13 protein-coding genes are annotated in these 10533 nt (G+C 70.4%); all 13 read left to right on the forward strand.

Annotated elements, in window-relative coordinates; all coding sequences use genetic code 11:
* The first annotated feature begins 194 nt into the window (after nucleotides 1-194).
* The 13 genes from map to glmM all read left to right on the forward strand — a co-directional run bounded on the left by map (nucleotide 195) and on the right by glmM (nucleotide 10483).
* On the forward strand, nucleotides 195-1034 hold the full coding sequence (gene map / locus ACFCX4_RS29985) for a type I methionyl aminopeptidase (protein ID WP_376149162.1): 840 nt from the start codon (nucleotides 195-197) through the stop codon (nucleotides 1032-1034).
* A gap of 131 nt (nucleotides 1035-1165) precedes the next feature.
* Entirely contained in the window at nucleotides 1166-1591 is a 426-nt protein-coding gene (mscL, locus tag ACFCX4_RS29990) for a large conductance mechanosensitive channel protein MscL (protein ID WP_376149165.1), read from the forward strand.
* Nucleotides 1592-1763: 172 nt separating this feature from the next.
* Complete coding sequence (gene infA / locus ACFCX4_RS29995; RefSeq protein ID WP_003956442.1) at nucleotides 1764-1985, forward strand: translation initiation factor IF-1; 222 nt, start codon at nucleotides 1764-1766, stop codon at nucleotides 1983-1985.
* Nucleotides 1986-2018: 33 nt separating this feature from the next.
* A complete protein-coding gene (rpmJ, locus tag ACFCX4_RS30000; RefSeq protein WP_003956441.1) occupies nucleotides 2019-2132 on the forward strand; it encodes a 50S ribosomal protein L36 in 114 nt (37 codons plus the stop codon).
* Nucleotides 2133-2306: 174 nt separating this feature from the next.
* The gene (gene rpsM / locus ACFCX4_RS30005) at nucleotides 2307-2687 is read left to right on the forward strand and encodes a 30S ribosomal protein S13 (RefSeq protein ID WP_030393312.1); all 381 of its coding nucleotides are present in this window, start codon (nucleotides 2307-2309) and stop codon (nucleotides 2685-2687) included.
* Nucleotides 2688-2759: 72 nt separating this feature from the next.
* Entirely contained in the window at nucleotides 2760-3167 is a 408-nt protein-coding gene (gene rpsK, locus ACFCX4_RS30010; RefSeq protein ID WP_014136257.1) for a 30S ribosomal protein S11, read from the forward strand.
* Nucleotides 3168-3313: 146 nt separating this feature from the next.
* A complete protein-coding gene (locus ACFCX4_RS30015) occupies nucleotides 3314-4336 on the forward strand; it encodes a DNA-directed RNA polymerase subunit alpha (RefSeq protein WP_030232516.1) in 1023 nt (340 codons plus the stop codon).
* A 127-nt stretch (nucleotides 4337-4463) separates the two neighbouring features.
* Nucleotides 4464-4961, forward strand: a complete 498-nt coding sequence (gene rplQ, locus ACFCX4_RS30020; RefSeq protein ID WP_376149169.1) for a 50S ribosomal protein L17 — start codon at nucleotides 4464-4466, stop codon at nucleotides 4959-4961.
* 116 nt (nucleotides 4962-5077) lie between these two features.
* Entirely contained in the window at nucleotides 5078-5989 is a 912-nt protein-coding gene (truA, locus tag ACFCX4_RS30025; RefSeq protein ID WP_376149172.1) for a tRNA pseudouridine(38-40) synthase TruA, read from the forward strand.
* 41 nt (nucleotides 5990-6030) lie between these two features.
* A complete protein-coding gene (locus ACFCX4_RS30030) occupies nucleotides 6031-7704 on the forward strand; it encodes an ABC-F family ATP-binding cassette domain-containing protein (protein ID WP_376149175.1) in 1674 nt (557 codons plus the stop codon).
* A gap of 240 nt (nucleotides 7705-7944) precedes the next feature.
* Nucleotides 7945-8388 carry a 50S ribosomal protein L13 gene (rplM, locus tag ACFCX4_RS30035; protein ID WP_030055846.1) on the forward strand — a complete coding sequence of 148 codons (444 nt, stop codon included), beginning with the start codon at nucleotides 7945-7947 and terminating at the stop codon, nucleotides 8386-8388.
* 45 nt (nucleotides 8389-8433) lie between these two features.
* A complete protein-coding gene (rpsI, locus tag ACFCX4_RS30040) occupies nucleotides 8434-8937 on the forward strand; it encodes a 30S ribosomal protein S9 (protein ID WP_030300426.1) in 504 nt (167 codons plus the stop codon).
* Between the two features lie 181 nt (nucleotides 8938-9118).
* Nucleotides 9119-10483, forward strand: a complete 1365-nt coding sequence (gene glmM / locus ACFCX4_RS30045) for a phosphoglucosamine mutase (RefSeq protein WP_376149178.1) — start codon at nucleotides 9119-9121, stop codon at nucleotides 10481-10483.
* The last annotated feature ends 50 nt before the right edge of the window (nucleotides 10484-10533 follow it).

The raw sequence follows: 10533 nt of genomic DNA on the forward strand, positions 1-10533 counted from the left end.
CCCGGCCCTCGGCTTGGGGGAGTCGGCCCCCCGCCGCGCTAGCGGGGCGCTTAAGCTGGTCCGCTGACCCCCCCCGAGGTACGCCCCGGCCGCCCCCCCCGCTCCAGGGCGGCGCGGCCGTACGGCGTCGTACGGTGGAACGAGTACGGCCGCGCGGCAAGGACCGGGCGGGAACCCTAGGAAGGCGTGACCAGATGGTGGAGATCAAGACCCCCGAGCAGATCGCGAAGATGCGAGCGGCCGGGCTGGTCGTGGCCGAGGCGCTCAAGGCGTGCCGGGAGGCGGTCGCCCCGGGCGTCACCACCCAGGAGCTCAACGACGTCGCCGACAAGGTGATCACGGACCACGGCGCCACCTCGAACTTCCGGGCCCACCACGGCGGGCTCTGGTTCCCCGGGGTGATCTGCGCCTCGGTGAACAACGAGGTCGTGCACGGCATCCCGGGGGAGCGGGTGCTGCAGGAGGGCGACCTCATCTCGATCGACTGCGGCGCGATCCTGGACGGCTGGCACGGCGACGCGGCGATCACCGTCGCGGTCGGCGAGGTCCGGCCCGAGGTGGAGATGCTGAGCCGGGTCACCGAGGGCTCGATGTGGGCCGGCATCGCCCAGATGAAGAAGGGCAACCGCCTGGTCGACGTCTCCCGGTCGATCGAGGCCTTCATCCGGCGCCAGCCGCTGCCGCCCAAGGGCAAGTGGGGCATCACCGAGGGGTACGGCGGCCACGGCATCGGCACGGCGATGCACATGGAGCCGCACGTGCTGAACTACGTCGAGCGCGGCCGCGGCAAGGGCCCCAAGCTGATCCCCGGCACCGTGCTGGCGATCGAGCCCATGGTCTCGCTGGGCACCCCGCACACCGCCGTCCTGGAGGACGACTGGACCGTCGTCACCAACGACGGCAGCTGGGCCTCGCACTGGGAGCACTCGGTGGCCGTGACCGAGCAGGGTCCGCTGGTGCTGACCTCGTTCGACGGCGGCAAGGAGGCTCTCGCCCGCCTCGGAGTGACCGCCGCGCCGGACCCGCTGGCGTAGTCCCGGAGCCGGTCAATCGGGCCAACTGCCCGTGCTGACAAGGGATCAGGGCCCTGGAGGTTTGGACCTCCAGGGCTTTTGTCCTATTTTTATGCGCTGGCAGTGGTGCTTCGAGCGAGTAGGAGAGTGCAGTGCTCAAGGGATTCCGCGACTTCATGATGCGCGGCAACGTGGTCGACATGGCGGTCGGTGTGGTCATCGGCGCCGCGTTCACCGCGGTGGTCACCGGCTTCGTGTCGGCCTTCCTGACCCCGCTGGTGGGTGTGGTGGTCGGCGCCGCGGGCGACTTCAGCTCGTACAAGGCGACGGTCGCCGGCGTGACCTTCCCGTACGGGCAGTTCCTGAACGTGCTGATCGCGTTCCTGATGACCGCCGCCGTGCTCTACTTCTGCGTCGTCCTGCCGATCACCAAGGCCACCGCCCGGTACATGCCGAAGAAGCCGAAGACCCCCAAGCGCCCCTGTCCGGAGTGCCTGACCGAGATCCCCGAGGCCGCCCGCCGCTGCGCGGCCTGCACCGCGCACGTCGAGCCGCTGGCCGCCACGGCCGTGCTCTGACCGGGGGCCCCGGTTTTGGCCCATCCCCCGCGCTGGCGTAGGATGGACCGTCGGCTCACTCGTAGCGTGCTCCAGCACGCCCTCTTCCCCCTCGTCGGGGTCGGGGTGGACCCAGGTTCGCACGAGCGTTCCGCATACGGTAGCCGGTCCCGGAAGGTGGATCTCGCAGTTCATGGCTAAGAAGCAAGGCGCCATTGAGATCGAGGGCACCGTGATCGAGTCTCTTCCGAACGCGATGTTCAAGGTCGAGCTGCAGAACGGTCACAAGGTCCTCGCGCACATCAGTGGCAAGATGCGCATGCACTACATCCGCATCCTGCCGGACGACCGGGTCGTGGTGGAGCTCAGCCCCTACGACCTCACGCGCGGCCGGATCGTCTACCGCTACAAGTAAGAACGTCAGATCTAGACCCGGAGAACCTGAAACATGAAGGTCAAGCCGAGCGTCAAGAAGATCTGCGACAAGTGCAAGGTGATCCGCCGTCACGGCCGGGTCATGGTGATCTGCGACAACCTGCGCCACAAGCAGCGCCAGGGCTGATCTCTCCCCAGCATTTCTCGTAGTACTTCGCGCGACGCGAAAAACGTCAACAGCGGGCCACCCGATCCGTCCCAGTGACGGACTGCCGCCCCCGGTCAGAGGCCGGGGCTCCCTCACCGTGAGGTGTCGGAGCAGGTGGCACGCCAGACCTCTGAAGAACCACAGGAGCCATGAATGGCACGCCTCGCCGGCGTTGATCTCCCCCGTGAGAAGCGGATCGAGATCGCCCTCACCTACGTGTACGGCATCGGCCGTACCCGCGCCCAGCAGACCCTCGCCGAGACCGGTGTGAGCCCCGATGTCCGCGTCCGCGACATCGCCGAGGACGACCTGGTCAAGCTCAGCCAGTACATCGACGCCAACTTCACGGTCGAGGGTGACCTCCGCCGCGAGGTGGCCGCCGACATCCGCCGCAAGGTCGAGATCGGCTGCTACGAGGGTCTGCGTCACCGCCGCGGCCTGCCGGTCCGCGGTCAGCGCACCCACACCAACGCGCGTACCCGCAAGGGCCCGCGTCGCGCGATCGCCGGCAAGAAGAAGCCGGGCAAGAAGTAGTCCGTCCCGTAACCGGACATCCCTCCGGCCCGCGGGTCAGCGGACCGACCACCTCAGTAGGAGAACAGACTTATGCCCCCCAAGGGTCGTCAGGCTGCCGGCGCGAAGAAGATCCGCCGCAAGGAAAAGAAGAACGTCGCTCACGGCCACGCGCACATCAAGAGCACGTTCAACAACACCATCGTTTCGATCACCGACCCCTCGGGCAACGTGATCTCCTGGGCCTCCGCCGGCCACGTCGGCTTCAAGGGCTCGCGCAAGTCCACCCCGTTCGCCGCGCAGATGGCCGCCGAGGCCGCTGCCCGTCGCGCGCAGGAGCACGGCATGCGCAAGGTCGACGTCTTCGTCAAGGGTCCGGGCTCCGGCCGTGAGACCGCGATCCGTTCGCTCCAGGCCACCGGCCTGGAGGTGGGCTCGATCCAGGACGTCACCCCCACCCCGCACAACGGCTGCCGCCCGCCGAAGCGCCGCCGCGTCTGACGCAGCGCCTTCGGGCACGCAGTACCGGCTTCACACCACGTACGGGGTCCCACGCGTTCGATTCAGTTCTGCGCGGGGGACCCCGTACGCTGGTTCTGTTCGGCATCAAATAGTGGGTGCCGAAAACCACTGGAGGATCTGAAAACATGCTGATCGCTCAGCGTCCCTCGCTGACCGAAGAGGTCGTCGACGAGTTCCGCTCGCGGTTCGTGATCGAGCCGCTGGAGCCGGGCTTCGGCTACACCCTCGGCAACTCTCTCCGTCGCACGCTCCTGTCGTCGATCCCGGGTGCCGCCGTCACCAGCATCCGCGTCGACGGCGTCCTGCACGAGTTCACCACCGTGCCGGGCGTCAAGGAGGACGTCACCGACCTCATCCTCAACATCAAGCAGCTGGTCGTCTCCTCGGAGCACGACGAGCCGGTCGTGATGTACCTGCGCAAGCAGGGTCCGGGTGTGGTCACCGCCGCCGACATCGCGCCGCCGGCCGGTGTCGAGGTGCACAACCCCGAGCTGGTCCTCGCCACGCTGAACGGCAAGGGCAAGCTGGAGATGGAGCTGACCGTCGAGCGCGGTCGCGGCTACGTCTCCGCCGTGCAGAACAAGGCCTCCGGCCAGGAGATCGGCCGCATCCCGGTCGACTCGATCTACAGCCCCGTGCTGAAGGTCACCTACAAGGTCGAGGCCACCCGTGTCGAGCAGCGGACCGACTTCGACAAGCTGATCGTCGACGTCGAGACCAAGCCCGCCATGCGTCCGCGCGACGCCATGGCCTCGGCCGGCAAGACCCTGGTGGAGCTGTTCGGCCTCGCCCGCGAGCTGAACATCGACGCCGAGGGCATCGACATGGGCCCGTCCCCCACGGACGCCGCCCTGGCCGCCGACCTGGCGCTGCCGATCGAGGAGCTGGAGCTCACGGTCCGCTCCTACAACTGCCTCAAGCGCGAGGGCATCCACACCGTGGGTGAGCTCGTGGCCCGCTCCGAGGCCGACCTGCTCGACATCCGCAACTTCGGTGCGAAGTCGATCGACGAGGTCAAGGCGAAGCTGGCCGGCATGGGCCTGGCCCTCAAGGACAGCCCGCCCGGGTTCGACCCGACCGCCGCCGCCGACGCCTTCGGCGCCGACGACCTGGACGACGCGGGTTACGCGGAGACCGAGCAGTACTGAGAGACTTGACCGCGGGGGCGGTTCTCCGGAACCGCCCCCGCCGTCGTGAAAGTCGTGCGGGCACGGTGCCCGTACGCCCGCCGCGGTACCTGGTACGGCCGCGGTCGGAGATTCGAGGAGTAATTCCATGCCGCGTCCCACCAAGGGTGCCCGCCTCGGCGGCGGCCCGCACCACGAGCCCCTGCTGCTCGCCGGTCTGGCCCGTGAGCTGTTCCAGTACGGCCGCATCACCACCACCGAGGCCAAGGCCCGCCGCCTGCGCCCGCTGGCGGAGAAGCTGATCACCAAGGCGAAGAAGGGCGACATCCACAACCGTCGCCTCGTGCGCAAGACCATCACCGACATCTCGGTGCTGCACACCCTCTTCACCGAGATCGCGCCGCGCTACGAGAACCGCCCGGGTGGCTACACCCGCATCACCAAGATCGGTCCCCGTCGTGGCGACAACGCCCCGATGGCCGTGATCGAGCTGGTCGAGGCGCTGACCGTCGCGCAGAACGCCGTCGGCGAGGCCGAGGCCGCCACCAAGCGTGCCGTCAAGGAGGCCGACGCCAAGGTCGAGGCCGCCGAGACCAAGGCCACCGAGGCCAAGGCCGACGAGGCCGAGGCCGCCGAGCAGGCCTGACACCCCCGGGTGTCCAGCGGGCCCGCTTCCCCAGCGATGGGGGAGCGGGCCCGTTCCCGTCCGTACCGCCCCTCCGGCCCCGCGCCGGCCGGAGCAGCCCTGGGAGAAGAGCAGCAGTGGTCAACGATTGCGCCGAGCGGCCGCCGGTGAAGGACGGCCCGGCCGAGGGCCGCGTCCGGATCCGGCTCGACCTCGCCTACCACGGTGCCGAGTTCTCCGGCTGGGCCCGCCAGAAGGGCGGCCGGCGGACGGTCCAGGAGGAGATCGAGACCGCGCTGCAGATCGTCACCCGCAGCCCCGAGACGTTCCCGCTGACCGTGGCCGGCCGCACCGACGCCGGTGTGCACGCCCGCGGCCAGGTCGCCCACGTCGACCTGCCGGAGGAGCTCTGGGCCCAGCACGGCGGGAAGCTGATGCGCCGGCTCGCGGGCCGGCTGCCCGGCGACGTCCGGATCTACCGGGTGGCCGAGGCCCCGGCCGGGTTCGACGCCCGCTTCTCGGCGATCTGGCGCCGCTACGCCTACCGGGTCGCCGACCACCCCGGCGGGGTGGACCCGCTGCTGCGCGGCCACGTGCTCTGGCACGACCGTCCGCTGGACCTGGACCGGATGAACGCCGCCGCGCGGCTGCTGCTCGGCGAGCACGACTTCGCCGCGTACTGCAAGAAGCGCGAGGGCGCGACCACCATCCGCACCCTGCTGGAGCTGCGCTGGGACCGCGTCCCGGTCGACGGCTACGCCGCGCAGGAGGGCTCGCTCGCGGTCGCCACCGTCCGGGCCGACGCCTTCTGCCACAACATGGTGCGGGCACTGGTCGGTGCCATGCTGCTGGTCGGCGACGGACACCGGCCGGTGGAGTTCCCCGGCGAGGTGCTGGCCGGCGGCGTGCGCAACTCCGCCGTCAACGTGATCCGGCCGTACGGGCTGACCCTGGAGGAGGTCGGCTACCCCGCGGACGACCTGCTGGCCGAGCGCAACCGGGCCGCCCGCCGGATGCGCACCCTGCCCGGTGTCCCCGCGGCCGGTTAATCCGTTTTGGTCCTGGGCGGCGGCTTGGGAGAATCGCTTCCATGGGACACGTCGAGATTTCGCACCTTGAGTACTACCTGCCGGACGGGCGGGTGCTGTTCGACGACGCGTCCTTCCGGGTCGGCGAGGGCGCCGCGGTCGCGCTGGTCGGTGCCAACGGCGCCGGCAAGACCACCCTGCTGCGCATGATCGCGGGCGACCTCCAGCCGCACGGCGGCTCGGTGACGATCAGCGGCGGGCTCGGCGTGATGCGCCAGTTCGTCGGCACCACCGGCCGCGAGGGCCGGCAGCACGACGAGGACCGGCAGGGTCCGGCCCCGCTGCCCGCCGACGCCTCCGTCCGCGACCTGCTGGTCTCGGTCGCCCCGGAGCGGATCGCCACGGCCGCCCGCGCGGTCGACGCCGCCGAGCTGGCGATGATCGCCCAGGACGACGAGAAGACCCAGATGGCCTACGCCCAGGCGCTCTCCGACTGGGCCGACGTCGGCGGCTACGACTACGAGACCGACTGGGACGTCTGCACCACCGCCGCCCTCGGGGTGGCCTTCGACAAGGCCCAGTGGCGCGGCCTGAACACCCTCTCCGGCGGTGAGCAGAAGCGGCTCGTCCTGGAGGCGCTGCTGCGCGGCCCGGAGGAGGTGCTGCTCCTCGACGAGCCGGACAACTACCTGGACGTCCCGGGCAAGCGCTGGCTGGAGGAGGCCATCAAGGCCACCCCGAAGACCGTGCTGTTCATCTCGCACGACCGCGAGCTGCTCTCCCGCACCGCCGAGAAGATCATCAGCGTCGAGTCCGGCGCGGCCGGCTCCAGCGTCTGGGTGCACGGCGGCGGCTTCGACACCTTCCACGAGGCCCGCAAGGCCCGCTTCGAGCGCTTCGAGGAGCTGCGCCGCCGCTGGGACGAGGAGCACGGCAAGCTCAAGAAGCTGGTCGTCACCCTGCGCCAGGCCGCCTCGGTCAGCCACGAGATGGCCTCCCGGTACTCGGCCGCGCAGACCAGGCTCAAGAAGTTCGAGGACGCCGGCCCGCCGGAGGCGCCGCCGCGCGAGCAGAGCATCACCATGCGGCTCAAGGGCGGACGCACCGGCGTGCGGGCCTTCACCCTGGAGCGGCTGGAGCTCACCGGCCTCATGCAGCCGTTCGACCTGGAGGTCTTCTACGGCGAGCGGATCGGCGTGCTCGGGGCGAACGGCGCCGGCAAGTCGCACCTGCTGCGGCTGCTCGCCGGGGACGAAACGGTCGGGCACACCGGCGCCTGGAAGCTCGGCGCCCGGGTGGTACCCGGCCACTTCCGGCAGACCCACGCGCACCCCGAGCTGCTCGGGCGCACCGTCCGCTCGATCGTCGAGGAGGAGCACGGGCTCAGCCGCGGCGCCGCGATGGGCGCGCTGCGCCGCTACGAGCTGGACCGCCAGGAGGAGCAGAAGTTCGAGTCGCTCTCCGGCGGGCAGCAGGCCCGGCTGATGATCCTCAAGCTGGAGCTGTCCGGCGTCACCGCGCTGCTGCTCGACGAGCCGACCGACAACCTGGACCTGGAGAGCGCCGAGGCGCTGCAGGCCGGCCTGGAGGCCTTCGACGGCACCGTGCTCTGCGTCACGCACGACCGCTGGTTCGCGAAGACCTTCGACCGCTTCCTGGTGTTCGGCGCGGACGGCCGGGTCTACGAGTCGCCCGAGCCGGTCTGGGACGTCACCCGGGTCGAGCGCGAGCGCTGAGCGAACCCCCGGTGTACCGGGCCGGACGGGCAGGATTTTGACCCGCCCCGCCCGGCCCGGTAATCTGGGCGCTTGATGTGCGTATTGGCTCGCTCTATCTCACGTGAGAGGTCGGTACGCCGGAGACATCAGGTCGACGACCAGCGGCTCCCCCTTGAATTGCGTCCAAGGCGGCCAGGCTGATCCCTCCTCCAGGTGCTCCTGTCAGGACTCACTCACTGAAAAGCGAAGGCTACGACCGTGCGTACGTACAGCCCCAAGCCCGGCGACGTCCAGCGTCAGTGGCACGTCATCGACGCGACCGACGTCGTGCTCGGCCGCCTGGCCTCCCAGGCCGCCAACCTCCTCCGGGGCAAGCACAAGGCGATCTACGCGCCGCACGTTGACACCGGTGACTTCGTCATCATCATCAACGCGGACAAGGTGCACCTGTCGGGTAACAAGAAGACCCAGAAGCTGGCGTACCGCCACAGCGGCTTCCCGGGCGGTCTCCGCTCGGTCCGCTACGACGACCTCCTGGCCAACAACCCGGAGAAGGCCGTCGAGAAGGCCATCAAGGGCATGATCCCCAAGAACAGCCTGGGCCGTCAGATGCTCTCCAAGCTGAAGGTCTACTCGGGCGACCAGCACCCGCACGCTGCGCAGCAGCCGGTGCCGTTCGAGATCACCCAGGTCGCGCAGTAATTCGGCCACCAAGCCCCCCAACACTGAAAAGAGCTGAGGAACACCGTGGCCGAGACCACCGAAACCCTTGAGGTCGACTTCGACGAGACCGTCGTCGAGGGCGAGTACACCTCCGAGGAGAGCTACACCTCCGAGTCCCTTGCCGGCCGCTTCGGCGAGGCCGTCCCCGGCGCCGGCCTCGGCCGTCGCAAGGAGGCGATCGCCCGCGTGCGCATCGTCCCGGGCACCGGGCAGTGGAAGATCAACGGTCGCACCCTGGAGAACTACTTCCCCAACAAGGTGCACCAGCAGACCGTGAACGAGCCCTTCAAGCTCCTGGAGCTGGACGGCCGTTACGACGTCGTCGCCCGCATCACCGGCGGCGGCGTGTCCGGCCAGGCCTACGCGCTGCGCCTCGGCGTGGCCCGTGCCCTGAACGAGGCCGACGTGGACAACAACCGCGGCGCCCTCAAGAAGGCCGGCTTCCTGACCCGTGACGCCCGCGCCGTCGAGCGCAAGAAGGCCGGTCTGAAGAAGGCCCGCAAGGCGCCGCAGTACAGCAAGCGCTAATTGCGCCCCCGGGGGTGCGTACCGCCCTGGTGGTGCACGCCCCCGGATGCGCTCTGCACGCCCCGGAGTACCCCGTGTACTCCGGGGCGTCGTGTTCCCCGGGCATTGTGCGGAGACCGGGGATCCGATCGGATTCTCTGCAAGGCATTGCAGAGGCATTGCGGCGATGGAGGACGGGACAGTGGGACGACTCTTCGGTACGGACGGCGTACGCGGTGTGGCCAACGGGGGACTGACGGCGGAGCTGGCGCTCGGCCTGTCCGTCGCCGCGGCGCACGTGCTCGGCGAGGCGGGGGCCTTCGAGGGCCACCGGCCGGTCGCGGTGGTCGGCCGCGATCCGCGCGCCTCGGGCGAGTTCCTGGAGGCCGCGGTCATCGCCGGCCTGGCCAGCGCGGGCGTCGACGTCCTGCGGGTCGGTGTGCTGCCCACCCCCGCGGTGGCCTACCTCACCGGCGCGCTCGGCGCCGACTTCGGCGTGATGCTCTCCGCCAGCCACAACGCGATGCCGGACAACGGCATCAAGTTCCTCGCCCGCGGCGGCCACAAGCTGGACGACCGGATCGAGGACGCCATCGAGGCGCACTACCGCAAGCACGCGGCCGGCGGCGAGGAGTGGAACCGCCCGACCGGCGCGGCCGTCGGCCGGGTCCGCGAGTACACCGAGGGCTTCGACAAGTACGTCGCCCACCTCATCGGCGTGCTGCCCAACCGCCTGGACGGCATCCGGGTCGTCATCGACGGCGCGCACGGCGCCGCCGCCTACGTCGCCCCCGAGGCCTTCGCCCGGGCCGGCGCCGAGGTCGTGCACACCCTGGGCGCCGAGCCCACCGGCCTCAACATCAACGACGGCGTCGGTTCCACCCACCTGGACCGGCTGCGCGCCACCATGCGCGAGTACTCGGCCGACCTCGGCATCGCCCTCGACGGCGACGCCGACCGCTGCCTGGCCGCCGACGCGCAGGGCAACGAGGTCGACGGCGACCAGATCATCGCGGTCCTGGCCGTCGCCATGAAGGAGGCCGGCACGCTGCGCCGCAACACCGCGGTCGCCACCGTGATGTCCAACCTGGGCTTCAAGCTGGCCATGGAGCGCGAGGGCATCGAGCTCGTCGAGACGGCCGTCGGCGACCGGTACGTGCTGGAGGCGATGAAGGAGCAGGGCTTCGCGCTGGGCGGCGAGCAGTCCGGCCACGTCATCCTGCTGGACCACGCGACCACCGGCGACGGCACGCTGACCGGCCTGATGCTGGGCGCCCGGCTGGCCGCGACCAAGCAGCCGCTGGCCGACCTGGCCGCCGTGATGACCCGGCTGCCGCAGGTGCTGATCAACGTCAAGGGCGTCGACAAGAGCCGGGTGCGCAGCAGCGGGGAGCTGGCCGCGGCGGTCGCCGGGGCCGAGGCCGAGCTGGGTGCCACCGGGCGGGTGCTGCTGCGCCCGTCGGGCACCGAGCCGCTGGTCCGGGTGATGGTCGAGGCCGCCGACGAGGCGCAGGCGCAGGCCGTCGCGGAGAAGCTCGCCGAGGCGGTGCGGACCCACCTGGGCTGACCGCCGGGCCCCCGCCGGACAGGGCCCCCGCCGCGCGCTTCCGCGTGCGG

Source organism: Kitasatospora sp. NPDC056327 (assembly GCF_042261735.1).
Classification (GTDB): domain Bacteria; phylum Actinomycetota; class Actinomycetes; order Streptomycetales; family Streptomycetaceae; genus Kitasatospora.

Bases quoted from the DNA above. Each gene is read 5' to 3' on its own strand.
- map (WP_376149162.1), top strand. From the start codon at position 195: ATGGTGGAGATCAAGACCCCCGAGCAGATCGCGAAGATGCGAGCGGCC.
- infA (WP_003956442.1), top strand. From the start codon at position 1,764: ATGGCTAAGAAGCAAGGCGCCATTGAGATCGAGGGCACCGTGATCGAG.
- rpmJ (WP_003956441.1), top strand. From the start codon at position 2,019: ATGAAGGTCAAGCCGAGCGTCAAGAAGATCTGCGACAAGTGCAAGGTG.
- rpsM (WP_030393312.1), top strand. From the start codon at position 2,307: ATGGCACGCCTCGCCGGCGTTGATCTCCCCCGTGAGAAGCGGATCGAG.
- rpsK (WP_014136257.1), top strand. From the start codon at position 2,760: ATGCCCCCCAAGGGTCGTCAGGCTGCCGGCGCGAAGAAGATCCGCCGC.
- ACFCX4_RS30015 (WP_030232516.1), top strand. From the start codon at position 3,314: ATGCTGATCGCTCAGCGTCCCTCGCTGACCGAAGAGGTCGTCGACGAG.
- rplQ (WP_376149169.1), top strand. From the start codon at position 4,464: ATGCCGCGTCCCACCAAGGGTGCCCGCCTCGGCGGCGGCCCGCACCAC.
- ACFCX4_RS30030 (WP_376149175.1), top strand. From the start codon at position 6,031: ATGGGACACGTCGAGATTTCGCACCTTGAGTACTACCTGCCGGACGGG.